This is a genomic window from Kribbella caucasensis (genome assembly GCF_004361855.1).
GTDB lineage: Bacteria > Actinomycetota > Actinomycetes > Propionibacteriales > Kribbellaceae > Kribbella > Kribbella caucasensis.
The window spans coordinates 378,046-393,030 of sequence record NZ_SNWQ01000007.1 but is presented as its reverse complement, the minus strand read 5'-3'; the positions used below and the strand labels follow the sequence as shown (position 1 = coordinate 393,030).

Sequence of the window (14,985 nt, the reverse complement as noted above, 5' to 3'; positions counted from 1 at the left end):
GCGCAGCCTGCGGACACCAGGCGAACGCGGACGTGAACGCGGCAGTCAACATCGCGGCCGGACGGGCCGTCAGCGCACGCCGAGAGACGCCGCCACCGGTCTCGCCGAAGCGTGAACCTCAACACGCTACCTCCACGTAGTCGTTGGAATCCCCGTCCCTGACGACGGGGAGGACGTCAAGAGCCTCACCTTCTGTGTGCGCACCCCATAACGTCGGGGACTCCGGTCAGGTGAGGGGCGGAGACAACCGGAGAACCAGGGCGCGTGGTCATTCCTACCCAGGATTCTCCGGATCTATGTAAATTTTCTACCGAACCGCGTGGCGCAGGCCCGGGACGGAGGTGGCCGGCCTTGGATGACTTCGGTCAGAGCCAGGCGGGTAGGGCCGGGACCGCTGCTCCCGCGGTCGTACTGAGCTGCTCGGAACCACGGCCGGCGAGGTACGCCGCGACTCCGGCCAGCGGGCCGGTCACTGTCGTCGGATCGCCCTGACCGGCCACCGTCCAACTGTTGTCACCGGCCTGTACTACGAGCGCCGGGCCGTCGCCGGCCGCGGTCCGCTTGGCGGTGATGTCGTCGCAGAGTGCGATGAGGAAGTCGTCGGGCAGATCGTCGAAAGTCACCCCGGTGCCGAGGTCGACGGCATGGATCATCACCTCGCGGGCCCGGAGCCACGGGATCGTCGTGGCCGGGACCGGTCGGCCCTGGGCGGTGAGCACCTCGGTGTGCCACTGCTCGTCGGTGAGTTGATCCATCGCCGCCGTGAGGGTCGCCGCTGAGCGGCCGTACCAGTCGTACAGCTCGGCGGCCGACAGTCGGCTGCCAGTTTCGATGTCGGCTGCGCGCTGTTCGGGTGAGGCGTACATCAGCGTGCGCTCGCCGGTGGCGGCCCAGTGCACGAGGTTGCCCAGGGCAACGGCGTTCGCGCTGAGGTGGGCGAGGAGGTGCTTGCAGGTCCAGCCAGGCAACAGGCTCGGCCCGTCGTACTCCGGCTCTGTCAACCCACCGATGGTCTCATCGAGGAGCTTCGTGCCGGCCTCCAGCCAGCGCCGGGAGTCCACCAAGGTCATACAGTCACGCCCTCCTTGACCACGCGGTTCTCGAGCCGGCCCACACCGTCGATCTCGGTGACCACGGTCTCGCCGCCGACCAGGTACTGCGGGGGCTTGCGAGCGTGACCGACTCCACCGGGAGTACCGGTGGCGATGAGGTCGCCAGGGTTGAGCCGGACCATCGTCGACACATACTCCACCAGGGCGACGGGGTCGAACAACAGGTCGGCCGTGGTGTCCTCCTGCATGACCTTGCCGTCCACGAGCAGCCGTACGCCGACCTCGGGCCGGACGCCGCCGGGGAGCTCGTCCGGGGTGACCAGATACGGGCCGACCGGGGTGGTGGAGTCCCAGTTCTTGCCCTGCAACCATTCGCGGGTACGGAACTGCCAGTCGCGACAGGTGATGTCGTTGAACACGGTGAACCCGGCGATCGCGGCCTCGGCCTGGTCCGTCGTGGCGCGACGGACCTGCCGTCCGACCACGACCGCCAGTTCCACCTCCCAGTCGAACTCGTCGGTCTCGCCAGGACGCACGATGTCGTCGTAGGCGCCCACCAGGGTGTCGGCGAACTTCGAGAACAAGGTCGGGTACCGCGGCAGCTCGCGACCCATCTCCTGGATGTGGTTGCGGTAGTTCAGGCCGACGCAGACCACCTTCGACGGTTGCGGCACGAGCGGCGCGAAGTCGGCGGTAGCCGCGTCGTACGTCGGACCGTCGACTGATCCGGCCAGCTCCTGCCAATTGCCCAAGGCAAGGAATGCGCCGACGTCACTGGCGCCCAGATCGACCAGTCGGTCACCGTCGACCTTGACGGCGCGGGTGCCGACCGCGGTACGGATGGTGGCGAGTTTCATCGGTTTCCTCCCTCGACCTGGACCCGGTCGAGCCGCAGAGCCTCGAACACGGGGGCGTCGGAGAACCGGAACAGGTCCAGCGCACCCGAGTCCGAGTCGCTGCTGCCCGCCTCGGACCGGACCGAGAACGGCGCCCACGACGGCACCACGAACAGGTCGCCGCGGGTGACTGTCCACTGGTCAGTGCCGACCGTGACTGTGCCCGAGCCGTCGAACACCTGGTAGACCGACGAACCCGTCTCCTGACGCGGAGCGGTCTCGGCGCCGGAGCGGATCCGGTGGAATTCGGCCCGGATGGTCGGCAACACATCGGCGCCGGTCACCGGGTTCGTGAAGCGGATCGCCGCATGCCCCGGCTCGACCACACCCCGGAAGCCCTCCGCCTCAAGTTCCAGCTGGTCGGTGAGTGCCCGATCGGTGTGCTCCCAGCGGTACGCGAGCAGCGGACTGCCGGCTCCCGCCGCCTCGACGCCCAGCGGACGAACGCCGGGATGCCCCCACAACCGCTCGGCTCGGGACCGATCGGGAGTGATGCGCTCGGCCTCGCCGATTTCCTCCCGGCCGAACTCGAAGAACTGTGCCTCGGTGCCGTACTGGAACGGGATGTCGAGCCCGTCGATCCAGGCCATCGGCTGGTCGGTCGCGTTGTGGTGTGCGTGCCAGTTCCAGCCCGCTTGCGGCAGGAAGTCGCCGCGACGCATCGCCACCGGGTCGCGGCCGACCACGGTCCACACACCCTCGCCCTCGACGACGAAGCGGAACGCGTTCTGGGTATGCCGGTGCTCGGGCGCGTCCTCGCCGGGCATCAGGTACTGGATCGCGGCCCACAGCGTCGGAGTCGCGAACGGCCGGCCGCCCAGACTCGGATTGGCGAGCGCGATCGCCCGCCGTTCACCGCCACGGCCGACCGGGACGAGCTGTCCCGACCGCTCGGCCAGCGGAAGCAGTTCGTTCCACCGCCACAGATGCGGTGCCGCCTTGGACTGCGGGTGGAACGGCATCAGGTCGCCGATCTCGGTCCACAACGGAACCAGCAGCGCCTGCTCGAATCCCCGGTAGAGCTCCTCGAGCGCCGGACTCGGCTTCGGCTGCCCAGGCCCCGCGACCGCCTTCAGTTGAACAGGGTTCCCGATCAGCTCAGTCATACCGGGATCTTCCGCCGAATCCGGTCGGTAGAACAGTCGTGTTCTGGAGTGCAGAACTTTGGGGTCCAGAAGAGTAGGATTCCTCTGTGCGGGCCAGCGACTCGATGCGGAACGGCGACTACACAGTCGAGTCGGTGGACAACGCACTGCGCCTGCTGCTGATGTTGCAGTCCGAAGGGTCGGTGCGGTTGTCCGACGCGGCCGCCGAGCTCGGGGTGGCCCGGTCCACCGTGCACCGGCTGTTGAGCACCATGGTCGGCCGAGGCTTCGCAGTACAGGATGAGCGGCGCCGGTATGTGCCGGGGCCGGCCTTCCTCGCATCGTCCAGCCCCGCGGCCGACGCCCGGTGGCTTCGCTCGGTCGCTCGTCCGCATCTCACCAAGCTGAGCGAGCAGGTGCAGGAGACCACTCACCTGTTGGTCCGGGACGGATCGGCGGTGCGTTTTGTCGACAGCGTGGAGGGGTCGCAGGCGCTGCGGGTCGGCGGCCGGGTCGGCGTCACCTTGCCGGCCTACCTGACCTCCGGCGGCAAGGCACTGCTGGCCGAACTCGATCGCAAACAGCTCGACCAGCTGTACGCCGACGACCCGCTTGCCCCGGCGCCCTCGGCCCTGATCCGGACCCTCGCCGCCGTGCGCCGACGGGGATACGGCACGAACGTCGGCGAGACCGAGCGCGGCCTGTCGGCGGTCGGCGTCTGTGTGCGTACGCCGGACGGAGCAGCAGTAGCCGCCATGACGATCTCGGCCCCGTCCCTGCGGTTGACCAGGGCCCGGATGCCCGAAATGGCCACCGCGATCCGCGACGCGGTCCAGCGAGTGGAGCTGGACCTGAGCCGGCCCCGGCCGTGACCACAACCAGGAGAGGAACAGTCGTGAGACTTGCCAGTCGGATGGACCGCCTCGGCACCGAGTCGGCGTTCGAGGTGCTGGCCAAGGCCAAGGCGCTGGAGCGCAGCGGTCGCGAGATCGTGCACCTGGAGATCGGCGAGCCCGACTTCGGCACGCCGGCGCACATCGTCGCCGCTGCCCAGGCCGCCCTGGACAAGGGACACACCCATTACGTACCGGCTCCAGGCATTCCGGAGCTGCGCACCGCGGTGGCCGACTTCCTCGAGCGCACCGACCGGATGAGTACGACGCCCGACCGGGTCGTGGTGACACCCGGCGCCAAACCGATCATGTTCTTCACGATCATGGCGTTGTGCGAAGAGGGCGACGAGGTGCTGTACCCGGACCCCGGCTTCCCGATGTACGCCTCCATCGCCGCGTTCGCCGGTGCCACCCCGGTCCCGGTACCGCTGCGCGAGGAGAACGGCTTCGCCATCGATCCGGCCGAACTGGCGTCGCTCGTCACCGACCGCACCAAGCTGCTGATCCTCAACTCCCCGCACAACCCGTGCGGCGGCGTCTCGAAGCCGGAACAACTCGAAGCGATCGCCCGCATCGCCATCGAGCACGACCTGGTGGTGCTCACCGACGAGGTCTACTGGGCCCTCCAGTACGGCGGCACCCACCACAGCGTCCTCGACCTCGACGGTATGGCGGACCGGACCGTTCTCCTCGACGGCTGGTCGAAGACGTTCGCGATGACCGGCTGGCGACTGGGCTTCGGGGTCTTCCCACCAGCCCTGGTCGAGCCGATCAACCGACTGGTGATCAACTCGGTCTCCTGTACGTCGGCCTTCAGCCAGTACGCCGCGATCGCGGCACTGGAGGGACCGTGGGACGAGATTGACCGGATGGCCGCGGCCTTCACCGAACGACGCGACGTGATCGTCTCCGGCCTCGACGCCATCCCAGGCGTCTCCTGCATCCAGCCCGGCGGAGCCTTCTACGCCTTCCCCAACGTGAGCGACCTCGGCCTCTCCTCCGCGGCCTTGGCCGACCTCCTGCTGGAACGTGCCGGCGTGGCCTGCCTCCCAGGCACCGCGTTCGGCTCCCACGGCGAGGGCTACCTCCGCTTCTCCTACGCCAACTCCGTCGACAACATCCGAGCCGCCCTGTCGGCCTTCGAAAAACTCGTCAGCGAGCTGCCCGACAGCTGAGGGGGTTACTTCCAGTCGACGATGTCGTCCATCCGGGCCGGGTAGCGGAGCTCGCAGAAGTCCTGGTACGCGCGCATGTGTTCGCGCATCAGGCGTTCGGCCCGCTTCGCGTCATGTTTCTCGATGGCGCGGGTGATCTGCTCGTGCTGGACCGAGACCTGCTGCCGCTCCTGTGGCGGATAGAGCACGGCCGTGACCCGGACCGACCAGATCGCGTAGATCGATTCAGCGGCCAGCGCGATCACCGGGTTGCCAGACGCCAGGCCGACCGCCTGGTGGAAGCCGCTGGTGGCCTGGGCGTACTGCTGGTCCTCGGTCGACTGGTGCCCTTCCGCGTCCATCGCCTCGCGGACGGTCTGGCCGGCCAGGTCGCCTTCCTGCTCGGCGGCCTTGCGGGCCAGGATGACCTCGTACTCCACCCGGGCGTCGAGCAGCTGGCGGTAGTTCGCGCCGATGGACTGCAGGTGCAGGGTCGTCATCTGGCCGAAGTTCCGTGGGTCGTGAGCGGCGACGACCGGCCCGCCGCCCGGCCCGGGCTTCAGCGTGACCAGCCCGTTGACCTCCAGGATGCGCAGCGCCTCGCGCAGGGAGCCCCGCCCGATACCGAAGCGCTCGAGCATCGCGCCCTCCGGCGGCAGGGTCGCGCCGGCCGGAAGCCGCTTGTCCTTGATGTCCCGCAGAATCTGGCGCGCGACGGATTCCGCGATCTTCTCGGTACGCTGCGCCACTTGATGCCTCCTCGACCACCACGATGATGCCGGTCACCCACCGATGACCTGGACAGTCGCATAGTAGTCATCATTGTGGCCACTGGTCGCCAGGCGTGCCGTGCACCTCGGTGAACCTGGTCCGGGGCGATGTGTTCATGCGCGCTGGTCGAACTTGCGGCCGAGCAGCTCCGAGACGATCCGGACCTTCTGCATCGTCGGCGTGCCGCCCGCGATCGCCCATCCGTGCGCGTCCCGATGCAGCCGTTCGATGCCGTATTCCTCGCTGTACCCGTTTCCGCCGTGCAAGCCGATCGCCTTGTCCGAGGCGCTTTTGCCCGCCTCGTTCGCCGCCCGCTTCGCGATCGACACCTGGAGCGGATCGGGCAGACCGTGGCCGGCCTCGATCGCGGCCCGGTACACGAGCAGGCGGGCCGCCTCGACCTCGACGACCATGTCCGCGAGCTCGGTCTGCACCGCCTGGAACTCGATCAGCGGTTTGCCGAACTGCTCCCGGGTGGTGATGTAGTCGATCGTCCGATCCACCGCGGCCTGCGCGATCGACAGGCTGACGGTGGAGTTGCCGAGCCGCTCGATCGAGAACGCGTTGAACAGCTTGCGAAACCCGCCGGCGTCGACCAGCAGGTTCTCGGCCGGCACCATCACATCGTCGAAATAGATGTCGCGGGACGGGATGCCGCGGAACCCCATCAGCTTCTCCGGCGCCCCGAAGGACACGCCGTCGAAGTCCTTCTCGACGATCAACGCGCCGATCCCCCGGGCACCCGGTTCGTCGGTGAGCCGGACATAGAGCAGGTACAGATCCGCGTGCCCCGCGTTGGAGACCCAGCGCTTCATCCCGTTGACCCGGAAGTGCTCACCCTCGCGAACCGCCTTGGTGGTCATGTCCGTCGCGGCGGACCCGGCATCCGGTTCCGAGATCGCGACCGCCATCGACGAGTCGCCGCGGATGATCGCGGGGAGGTACTTCGCCTTCTGCCGCTCCGTCCCGAGCTGGGCGACCACCTGGGCCGGACCGGTGTTCGCCTCGAACACCTGGAAACCTGCCGGCCGGCAGACCTTCGCCAGTTCCTCGATCACGATCAGCGCGTCGAGGATGGGCGCACCACCACCGCCGTACTGCTCCGGCAGGGCGATGCCGAGGAAGCCGAGCTCACCGAGCCGGCGGCGATCGTCGAGCGGAAACGGGACCCGCCCTTCGTCCCACTCCAGGGCCCGGTGTTCGAACAGGTCGTGCGCCACCTTGTGCGCCAGCGTGCGGAGCTCGAGCTGGTCGTCGGAGAGGTCAAGGCCCGGCATGGAAGCTCCTTCGCATAGTTGCCTAATGATTAGCATGGTTTATCGGACAGAGGGTGTCAACGCGTTCCACTGCCAGGGGTGCTGACCCTTGACGCTATTGATGCATATTATTAGCATCTGAATGTGTCCACTTCCACCGATCGGGTCCAGGTCCGCGACCGCGAGGAATCGCGGTGGATCACGCTCGACAACCCCAGCGCCCGCAACGCCTATGACGAGCACATGGCGGCTGCGGTCGCGGAGGCGCTGGACTCCTGCAACGACGTCCGGTCGGTGGTCATCACCGGCGCCCCGGGCGCGTTCTGCGCCGGCGGCATGCTGGCCGGGATGAGTACGCCGACCACCCGCGGCATGCGTCATCTGTATCGCGCCTCGCTCCGGATGTTCGACGCGGTCAGGTCCTGTCCGCGCCCGGTCATCGCCGCTGTGAACGGGGCGGCGGCCGGCGGCGGCAACGAACTCGTGGTCGCCTGCGATCTCGCCGTCGCGGCGGCCTCGGCGACGTTCGGGCAGACCGGGCCGCGAGTCGGCTCCGCACCCGTCACCGGCGCGACCAACGTGATGGGCGTCCAGATCGGCGAGAAACGCGCCAAGGAGCTGGCGATGCTGTGCCGCCGGTACGACGCGGCCGCGGCCGAGCGGATCGGCCTGGTGAACCGGGTCGTCCCGGACGACCGGCTGGACGACGAGGTGATGGCGTGGTGCCGCGAACTCGCGAACCTCAGTCCGCGGTACCTGGAGATCACCAAGGTGAGCTCGAACATCTGGTGGAACGCGGCGCGGGACTCGTTCGCGAACGGCGTCGGCATGCTCGTCCAGGCGATCGGCAGCGACGACATGCGCGAGGGCGCGAACGCCTTCCTGGCCAAGCGACCGCCGAAGTTCGCCCTTGACGACGGGGAGTTCGCCGACGACGGGGACTTCGGACCCTGACCGGCGACCACCGCCGGCCGCAGCGAATCACAGAAACGGGAGTGAGCACGTGGACTTCAGCGCCAACCCTCTGCACGAGGACATCCGGTCCGCGGTCCGGGAGATGATGGAGCCGTTCGACGACCAGTACTGGATGGAGCGCGACGTCGCCAAGGAATTCCCGTGGGAGTTCTACAACGCCGTCGCCAAGGCCGGCTGGCTGGGCATCACCATCCCCGAGGCGTACGGCGGTGGGGGCCTGGGGGTGACCGAGGCGGCGATCGTGGAGCAGGAGATCTCCGCGTCCGGCGGTGGGATGAACGCGTGTAGCGCCGTGCACATCGGGATCTTCGGTTTCGACCCGATCATCCGGCACGGCACCGACGACCTGAAGCAGCGGTTCCTCCCCCGCGTCCCGACCGGCGACCTGCACATCTGCTTCGCGGTCACCGAACCGGACGCCGGCACGGACACCACCGGGATCACCACGTTCGCCACCAAGGTGCCGGGCGGCTTCCGGGTCAGCGGCAAGAAGGTCTGGATCACCAAGGCCCAGCAGGCCGAGCGGATGCTGCTGTTGTGCCGTACGACGAAGCGGTCGGAGGTCACCAAGAAGACGGACGGGATGACCCTGCTGTTCGCCGAGATGGACCCCGACCACGTGCAGATCCGGGAGATCCCGAAGCTGGGCCGGAACGCGGTCAACACCAACGAGCTGTTCATCGACAACCTCTTCGTCGCCGACGAGGACGTGGTCGGCGAGGTGGGCAAGGGCTTCAAGGCGATCCTGGCCGGGCTCAACGCAGAGCGCATCATCGCCTCCAACGCCGCCCTCGGGATCGGCCGGGCCGCCATCCGCCGGGCCACGGCGTACGCGAACGAGCGCGAGGTGTTCGGCCGCAAGATCGGCCAGAACCAGGGTGTCGCGTTCCCGATCGCCGAAGCGCTGATGCGTCTCGACGCCGCCGAGCTGATGGTGAACAAGGCGGCCTGGCTGCTCGACAACGGTCTGCCCTGCGGCCGGGAGGCGAACATGGGCAAGTTCCTCAGCGCCGACGCCGCGTTCAAGGCCGCCGACGTCGCTGTCCAGGTGCACGGCGGCTACGGCTACGGCAAGGAGTTCCACGTCGAGCGGTACTTCCGCGAGGCGCGGCTGAAGCGGATCGCGCCGATCAGCCAGGAGATGGTCCTCAACTACATCAGCGAGCACGTCCTCGGTCTCCCCCGCAGCTACTGATCCGGAGCAGCCTCACCATGAAGCCCTATCGCACCGTCCTGTTCGTCCCCGCGCACAAGACCTCGTGGTACGACAAGGCCGCGGAGTCCGGCGCCGACGCCGTCTGCTTCGATCTCGAGGACTCGGTGCCCGAACACCTCAAGGCGTCCGCCCGCAAGGAGGTCGCCGACGGAGTCGCCGAGCTGGCGCGGAGCCATCCGAGCATGGGGCTGTTCGTCCGGACCAACTCGCTGGCCACCCGGCTGACCGGGCTCGACCTGGAAGCCACGGTCGTCCCTGGCCTGACCGGGATCTTCGCACCCAAGGTCGACGAAGCCACCGACGTGATCCGGTACGACACCCTGCTGGATCACTTCGAGGCGCGGGCCGAGGTGACCGGGCTGGAGTACATCATTCCGGTCGAGACGATCCAGGGCATCCAGCACTGCGAGGAGATCGCCGCCGCCTCGCCCCGGGTCGGCGCGATGATCGGCCCGACCGCCGAGCACGCCGACATCGCCAAGGCCGTCGGCTACGAGTGGTCACCCGAGGGCCTCGAATCGCTGCACCATCGGACCCGGATCCTGCTGGCCACCCGGGCCGCGGACCGGCATCCGCTGACCGCGTTGTGGGAGCGGATCCGCGATCTCGACGGGCTGCGCGAGTTCGCCACCCAGGGCCGGAAGATGGGGTTCCGCGGTCAGGTGGTGCTGCACCCCACCCACGTCCCGGTCGTCAACGAGGTCTACACCCCCGACCGGGAGACGATCGAGTTCTACCACGGCCTGCAGGCGACGTACTCCGAAGCCGAGGCCCGGGGTGACGGCGCCGTCATGTACGGCGACATCCATGTCGACAAGGCGCACGCCGACAAGGCGGCGGAGTGGCTCGCCCGGGTCGACCGGCTCGCCGAGCTCAACGGCGGCATCTAGAGGAGCGGACCAACCATGGCAGGCTTGTACTTCGAGGACTTCGTGATCGGCAAGGAATACCGGCACGAGTGGTCCCGCACGGTCACCGAGACCGACACGATCCTCTACACGTCGATCACGATGAACCCGGCCCCGATCCACCTGGACGAGCACTACATGAAGACCACGATCCACGGCCAGAGGCTGGTGCCGAGTCTCTACACCGCCGGCCTGATCGGCGGGATGATCGTGCACGACCTCACGCTCGGGACGACGCTGGGCAATCTCGGCTACACCAAGTTCGACTTCCCTAAGCCGGTCTTCCACGGCGACACGCTGCGGGCCGAGTCGACCATCCTGGAAAAGCGCGAGTCGAAGAGCCGGACGGACTCCGGCATCGTGTTCTTCGAGCATCGCGGGATCAACCAGCGCGGCGAGATCGTGCACCTCGCGCACCGGGCCGGCCTGATGCTCAAGAGACCTGCCTGACAACGGCCTCACTGCCAGCTGATCAGCCGTTCCATGCTGGCCGGGAACTTCTTGTTGACGTAGGTGAGGTACTCGCCGATGTGGTCGCGCATCGCCGACTCGGCCAGCTCGCCGTCGCGCGCCTGGATCGCGTCGTAGATGCTGCGATGGGCCTTGAGCACCGCGAGCCGGCGACGTACCGGGTATTGGATCCCGTGCGCCGCGCCGCTGAGATCCATGCTGCCCACCATCACGTCGACGAGCAGGCCGAACAACGGGTTGTCACTGGCCCACGCGATCGTGTCGTGGAAGCGCTCGTTCGTGTCCAGGTAGACCTCGTCATCCTCGATCCCGGCCTCCATCTCGTCCAGGCTCTGCTCCAGTACGGCGAGCCGGTCGGCTGTGATCCGTTCGGCGGCCAGCCGGGCCATCACCGGCTCGAACGCGACCCGCGCCTCGGCGATCGACCGGTACCGCGCGTTCTCGAACTCGAGCAGCAACGCCAACGTCGCGGCGAGCGTGTCCGCACCGGGCTTCTCCACCACCGGTCCACCACCGGGACCAGGCTTGAACGACAGCACACCCTGCAGTTCCAGGAAGCGAAGGGATTCCCGCAACGTCCCGCGGCCGGCCTCGTACTCGGCCATCATCAGCCGCTCGGGCGGCAGCTTCTCACCTGGCGCCAACCCGCGCCGATGGATGTCCCGGACGATCCGCTGGGCCAGCAGCAACGCCGTCTTCTGGGGCCTGGGAGTTACCGCCATCGTGGTCTCCTCGTCGCCGTCATCGACCCGACCAGACCGGGTCGCGCCGTTCCTTGAAGGCTCTCGCCCCTTCCTTCGCGTCGGCCGAGGACCGCACCGGCTCGGTCAACGCGGCCTGGCGCCCGAAGAACTCGTCCGTCGGCCAGTCCCGTGCCTGTCGCAGGATCTGCTTGGTCGCACGCAGCGCGAGCGGCCCGTTCCTGCTGATACTCGCGGCCAGCTCGACCGCCACCTGCCGTGCCTGCCCCGGCTCGGTCAGCCGGTTGACCAGGCCCAGCTCAGCGCCCCGTACGGCGTCGATGCGGTCGCCGGTCAGAGCGAGCTCCATCGCAAGCTGGTAAGGAATTCGTTGCGGCAAGCGGAGCAGCCCACCACCGGCGGCGACCAGTCCGCGCTTCACCTCCGGCAGGCCGAACGACGCGGCCCGAGACGCAACCACCAGGTCGCACGCGAGCACGATCTCGAAGCCGCCTGCCACCGCGGCACCGTCGACGGCAGCGATCAGTGGTTTGTCCGAGGAACGCTCGACAAGTCCGGCGAAGCCTCGCCCCGGAACGGTTGGTCGCTCGCCCGCCAGGAACGCCTTCAGGTCCATCCCCGCGCAGAAGCTCGGACCGGCACCCGCCAGTACGCCGGCGCTGAGCGACTCGTCGGCGTCCAACCGGTCCAAGGCGGAACCGATGCCGTGGGCAACGGAAGTGTTGACGGCGTTTCGCACCGACGGCCGATTGATGGTGATCACCAGGACGCGGTCGAGGGTCTCGGTCAGGACGTCACCCACCTCGACGACGACCGGATCGGCGGTCATCGCGGCGGCATCCTGATCGCGCCGTCCAGCCGGATGACCTCGCCGTTCAGATACGGGTTCGCCACGATCGAGCCGACCAGGTGCGCGAACTCCGCCGGCCGGCCGAGCCGCCGAGGATGCGGGACCGCCGCCTCCAGCTCGGCCTTCACCTCCGGGTTGATCCGGTCCAGGATCGGGGTGTCGAACACGCCCGGCGCGATCGTGCAGACCCGGATCAGCTTGCCGGCCAGATCCCGCGCCGCGACCAGTGTCATCCCGGCGATACCTGCCTTCGCGCTGGCGTAGGGGATCTGGCCGATCTGCCCTTCCCACGCGGCGATGGACGAGGTCAGTACTGCGACCCCGCGCTCGCCGTCGATCACGTCGTTGCGGGCCATCCTGGCCGCGGCCAGGCGCAGTACGTTGAACGTGCCGACCAGGTTGAGGTGCACGACCTCTTGGAAGATCTCGAGCGATCCCGGCGAGCCGTCCTTGTCCACCACCCTGGTCCGAACGCCCTTACCCGCGCAGTGCACGAGAATCCGGAGCGGGCCGAGGGCCTCAGCCTGGTCCAGGGCTGCCTCCATCGCGACCGGATCGGTCACGTCGGCGGCCGCGAACACGACATCGTCGCCGAGTTCCTTGGCGACCAGCTCACCTGGTGATGTCGGCAGGTCGACGAGCACGACCTTGGCGCCGGCGTCGGCCAGCCCTTTCGCCGTCGCGCGGCCGAGCCCGGACGCACCGCCGGTGACGAGGGCGGTCACGTTGTCGATCAGCATCAGTGCTGCCCTCCTGTCAGCTGCCGGACCAACCGGCGGGACAGCTGGCCGGTCAGCACCTCGTTCCCGCCTTCGTAGATGCGCATCGGCCGGGCGTTGCGGTAGAGCCGCTCGATCTTCGACCCGGTCACCAACCCGAAACGGCCCATCACCTGTACGGACCGGTCCACCACTCGTCCTGCGGTCTCGGTCGCGGCGACCTTGGCCATCGACGACAGGTCCAGGTTCGCGAGCGGGTCCCGTCCGGCCCGATGGGCGGCCCGATAGGTCAGGGCCCGCGCGCTCTCGATCTCCGTCCAGGAAAGGCCGAGCAGGTGCGGGATCGGGCCGGTCTCGGCGAGCGGCCGGCCGAATTGCTTCCGGCCGCTGGTATGACGAACCGCCTCGTCCAGCGCGGCCTGGGCCAGACCGACAGCGGCGCCGGCGACCGAAACCCGGAAGGTCGCCAGCGTGGCCAGCACCAGCGAGAAGCCCTCCCCTGGCTCACCGATGCGGTGGTCCGCAGGGACCACCACGTCGTCGAAGCTGACCTCACCCATGATGTGCGGCGCGATCAGGTGAGGTCCGATCGTGACGGAGACGCCTGCGGTGGCGGCGGGGACGAAGATCAGCGAGTAGCCGTCGTCCTCTTTGCACAGCACGGTGTAGAAGGCCGCGGCACCCGCGTTCGTGATGAACGACTTGTTGCCCCGGACAACGAGATCGGAACCACGCGAGGTGACCGTCGTGGTGATCGCCTTGAGGTCTGAGCCGACTTCGGGCTCGGTCAGGGCGAGGGCCGCGATCGCTTCCAGCGCGGCGACCTCGGGCAGCCATTCCTTGCACAGACCGGGCGAGCCGGCTCGCGCGAGGGCGTAGCTTCCGACGCCCTGCATGCCGAACAGCCCGTCCAGGTGGGCCGATCCACCCATCAGAGCCTCGCGGACCACGGTGATGGCGAGCGGGTCGATCGAGTCGCTGCGACCGCCGTACTGGCTGGGGACGCACAACGCGGCGAGTCCCGACTGTTGGAGGCCGGCCCGCATCTGGGGGTGCACAGTGAGCATGCCGTCGGCCTCAGCGGCGTACGGCTCCAGCGAAGTGGCCAGTTCGCGAGCCGTCGCGGCGAGGGAGACGTAGTCGTCGTCGAGGTCGAACATCAGCCGACCGCCCCATCGTCACCGTCGTCGCCGAGGAACCGCTGGAAGTTGCCGCCCAGGATGCCCTCAACCGCGGCCCCGGTCAGCCCGAGGTTCTCGATCGCCCGGATCTCGGCGGCCGGGTCGGCCATCGGCCAGTCCGAGCCGAACACGATCCGGTCGCTGCCGTGCTTGTCGATGATCCGGCGAACGCGGGCCGGATCGACCTCGGCGAGCGTGGGCGGCCAGGACGTCTCCAGGTAGACGTCGAGGCCGAGCAACTCCTGCTCCGCATCGTCGAGCCGGTGGTATCCGCCGAAATGGCAGGCGGCCAGCCGCAGCTGCGGGAAGGTGGTGACGATTTCGCGGATCATCGCCGGCGTCCCCCGGGAGTTCGCGACAGCATCACCACCGTCACCGGCATGGGCGATGACGGCGATCTCCGAGCCGAACGCCTCGTACAGCTCCATCATCCGCGGATCGGTGTAGGCGAACCCCTGGAAGAGCGAGTGCAGCTTCACCCCGCGGACGCCGGTCTCGCGCAGGATGCGCAGGTTCTCCTCCACGTCGAGGTCCGCGTGCACCGTGCCGAAGCCCAGGAACCCCTCGGCCTTCCGGGCGGCGACGAACCGGTTGACGCCCCCGACCTGCCGTGCCTCGTCGGCGATCCCGAGGACGACGGCCTGATCGACCCCGGCCTTGGCCATCGCCTCCCGGAGTCCGCCGATCGTGCCGTCACCTCGGCGCGGCAACTGGGTCGACCGGCCCTCGAGCGCCCGCCGGGCGATCGCGTCGGGCCAGGCATGGCAGTGGACGTCGATGATCACCAGCACCTCCCGAAATTCAGTCCTATGATTAGGATAGTCTCACGCCAAGAGGCAGCACACCACCTCTGCTCG

16 protein-coding genes are annotated in these 14,985 nt (G+C 68.4%); 6 read left to right on the top strand and 10 right to left on the bottom strand.

Annotation, left to right across the window (positions count from 1 at the left end):
* Window positions 1-365: 365 nt before the first annotated feature.
* Genes EV643_RS17445 through EV643_RS17435 form a run of 3 tightly spaced genes read right to left on the bottom strand, consistent with a single transcriptional unit; the run spans window position 366 to window position 3,054 of the window.
* The gene (locus EV643_RS17445) at window positions 366-1,070 is read right to left on the bottom strand and encodes a maleylpyruvate isomerase family mycothiol-dependent enzyme (protein ID WP_133801120.1); all 705 of its coding nucleotides are present in this window, start codon (window positions 1,068-1,070) and stop codon (window positions 366-368) included.
* The gene (locus EV643_RS17440) at window positions 1,067-1,909 is read right to left on the bottom strand and encodes a fumarylacetoacetate hydrolase family protein (protein ID WP_133801119.1); all 843 of its coding nucleotides are present in this window, start codon (window positions 1,907-1,909) and stop codon (window positions 1,067-1,069) included. Before EV643_RS17440 ends, EV643_RS17445 begins: the two co-directional genes overlap by 4 nt.
* Window positions 1,906-3,054 (bottom strand): cupin domain-containing protein, encoded by a 1,149-nt coding sequence (locus EV643_RS17435; protein WP_133801118.1) that lies wholly within the window; start codon window positions 3,052-3,054, stop codon window positions 1,906-1,908. Before EV643_RS17435 ends, EV643_RS17440 begins: the two co-directional genes overlap by 4 nt.
* An 86-nt stretch (window positions 3,055-3,140) precedes the next feature.
* On the opposite strand from EV643_RS17435, the gene EV643_RS17430 reads away from it, so the two are divergent.
* Both EV643_RS17430 and EV643_RS17425 read left to right on the top strand, forming a co-directional pair.
* Window positions 3,141-3,905 carry an IclR family transcriptional regulator gene (locus EV643_RS17430; RefSeq protein ID WP_202869588.1) on the top strand — a complete coding sequence of 255 codons (765 nt, stop codon included), beginning with the start codon at window positions 3,141-3,143 and terminating at the stop codon, window positions 3,903-3,905.
* Window positions 3,906-3,928: 23 nt separating this feature from the next.
* Window positions 3,929-5,101 carry a pyridoxal phosphate-dependent aminotransferase gene (locus tag EV643_RS17425; RefSeq protein WP_202869587.1) on the top strand — a complete coding sequence of 391 codons (1,173 nt, stop codon included), beginning with the start codon at window positions 3,929-3,931 and terminating at the stop codon, window positions 5,099-5,101.
* Between the two features lie 5 nt (window positions 5,102-5,106).
* Here EV643_RS17425 and EV643_RS17420 read toward each other — a convergent pair whose 3' ends face one another.
* Together EV643_RS17420 and EV643_RS17415 are read right to left on the bottom strand one after the other, a co-directional pair.
* Window positions 5,107-5,829: a FadR/GntR family transcriptional regulator gene (locus tag EV643_RS17420; RefSeq protein WP_133801117.1), complete on the bottom strand. Its 723-nt coding sequence runs from the start codon at window positions 5,827-5,829 to the stop codon at window positions 5,107-5,109.
* Window positions 5,830-5,964: 135 nt separating this feature from the next.
* Complete coding sequence (locus EV643_RS17415; protein ID WP_133801116.1) at window positions 5,965-7,128, bottom strand: acyl-CoA dehydrogenase family protein; 1,164 nt, start codon at window positions 7,126-7,128, stop codon at window positions 5,965-5,967.
* Window positions 7,129-7,251: 123 nt separating this feature from the next.
* Here EV643_RS17415 and EV643_RS17410 point away from each other — a divergent pair, with 123 nt between their 5' ends.
* Genes EV643_RS17410 through EV643_RS17395 form a run of 4 tightly spaced genes read left to right on the top strand, consistent with a single transcriptional unit; the run spans window position 7,252 to window position 10,656 of the window.
* A complete protein-coding gene (locus tag EV643_RS17410; RefSeq protein ID WP_133801115.1) occupies window positions 7,252-8,061 on the top strand; it encodes an enoyl-CoA hydratase/isomerase family protein in 810 nt (269 codons plus the stop codon).
* A gap of 49 nt (window positions 8,062-8,110) precedes the next feature.
* Window positions 8,111-9,277: an acyl-CoA dehydrogenase family protein gene (locus EV643_RS17405; RefSeq protein WP_133801114.1), complete on the top strand. Its 1,167-nt coding sequence runs from the start codon at window positions 8,111-8,113 to the stop codon at window positions 9,275-9,277.
* 17 nt (window positions 9,278-9,294) lie between these two features.
* A complete protein-coding gene (locus tag EV643_RS17400; protein WP_133801113.1) occupies window positions 9,295-10,188 on the top strand; it encodes an HpcH/HpaI aldolase/citrate lyase family protein in 894 nt (297 codons plus the stop codon).
* A 15-nt stretch (window positions 10,189-10,203) separates the two neighbouring features.
* Window positions 10,204-10,656 (top strand): MaoC family dehydratase, encoded by a 453-nt coding sequence (locus tag EV643_RS17395; protein WP_133801112.1) that lies wholly within the window; start codon window positions 10,204-10,206, stop codon window positions 10,654-10,656.
* Window positions 10,657-10,664: 8 nt separating this feature from the next.
* Here the strand turns inward: EV643_RS17395 and EV643_RS17390 are convergent, their stop codons facing one another.
* From EV643_RS17390 to EV643_RS17370, 5 genes are read right to left on the bottom strand one after another with little or no spacing between them, the layout of a single operon-like run.
* Window positions 10,665-11,399, bottom strand: a complete 735-nt coding sequence (locus tag EV643_RS17390) for a FadR/GntR family transcriptional regulator (protein ID WP_133801111.1) — start codon at window positions 11,397-11,399, stop codon at window positions 10,665-10,667.
* Window positions 11,400-11,418: 19 nt separating this feature from the next.
* On the bottom strand, window positions 11,419-12,207 hold the full coding sequence (locus tag EV643_RS17385; protein WP_133801110.1) for a crotonase/enoyl-CoA hydratase family protein: 789 nt from the start codon (window positions 12,205-12,207) through the stop codon (window positions 11,419-11,421).
* Window positions 12,204-12,968 (bottom strand): SDR family NAD(P)-dependent oxidoreductase, encoded by a 765-nt coding sequence (locus EV643_RS17380; protein ID WP_133801109.1) that lies wholly within the window; start codon window positions 12,966-12,968, stop codon window positions 12,204-12,206. Before EV643_RS17380 ends, EV643_RS17385 begins: the two co-directional genes overlap by 4 nt.
* Window positions 12,968-14,107, bottom strand: coding sequence for an acyl-CoA dehydrogenase family protein (locus EV643_RS17375; protein WP_133801108.1), 1,140 nt, complete (start codon window positions 14,105-14,107; stop codon window positions 12,968-12,970). Before EV643_RS17375 ends, EV643_RS17380 begins: the two co-directional genes overlap by 1 nt.
* On the bottom strand, window positions 14,107-14,913 hold the full coding sequence (locus EV643_RS17370; protein WP_133801107.1) for an amidohydrolase family protein: 807 nt from the start codon (window positions 14,911-14,913) through the stop codon (window positions 14,107-14,109). Before EV643_RS17370 ends, EV643_RS17375 begins: the two co-directional genes overlap by 1 nt.
* Window positions 14,914-14,985: the final 72 nt, after the last annotated feature.

Excerpts from the sequence above, each read along its gene's own strand:
- EV643_RS17445 (WP_133801120.1), bottom strand. The coding sequence starts at position 1,070 with ATGACCTTGGTGGACTCCCGGCGCTGGCTGGAGGCCGGCACGAAGCTC.
- EV643_RS17440 (WP_133801119.1), bottom strand. The coding sequence starts at position 1,909 with ATGAAACTCGCCACCATCCGTACCGCGGTCGGCACCCGCGCCGTCAAG.
- EV643_RS17435 (WP_133801118.1), bottom strand. The coding sequence starts at position 3,054 with ATGACTGAGCTGATCGGGAACCCTGTTCAACTGAAGGCGGTCGCGGGG.
- EV643_RS17415 (WP_133801116.1), bottom strand. The coding sequence starts at position 7,128 with ATGCCGGGCCTTGACCTCTCCGACGACCAGCTCGAGCTCCGCACGCTG.
- EV643_RS17400 (WP_133801113.1), top strand. The coding sequence starts at position 9,295 with ATGAAGCCCTATCGCACCGTCCTGTTCGTCCCCGCGCACAAGACCTCG.
- EV643_RS17395 (WP_133801112.1), top strand. The coding sequence starts at position 10,204 with ATGGCAGGCTTGTACTTCGAGGACTTCGTGATCGGCAAGGAATACCGG.
- EV643_RS17390 (WP_133801111.1), bottom strand. The coding sequence starts at position 11,399 with ATGGCGGTAACTCCCAGGCCCCAGAAGACGGCGTTGCTGCTGGCCCAG.
- EV643_RS17385 (WP_133801110.1), bottom strand. The coding sequence starts at position 12,207 with ATGACCGCCGATCCGGTCGTCGTCGAGGTGGGTGACGTCCTGACCGAG.
- EV643_RS17380 (WP_133801109.1), bottom strand. The coding sequence starts at position 12,968 with ATGCTGATCGACAACGTGACCGCCCTCGTCACCGGCGGTGCGTCCGGG.
- EV643_RS17375 (WP_133801108.1), bottom strand. The coding sequence starts at position 14,107 with ATGTTCGACCTCGACGACGACTACGTCTCCCTCGCCGCGACGGCTCGC.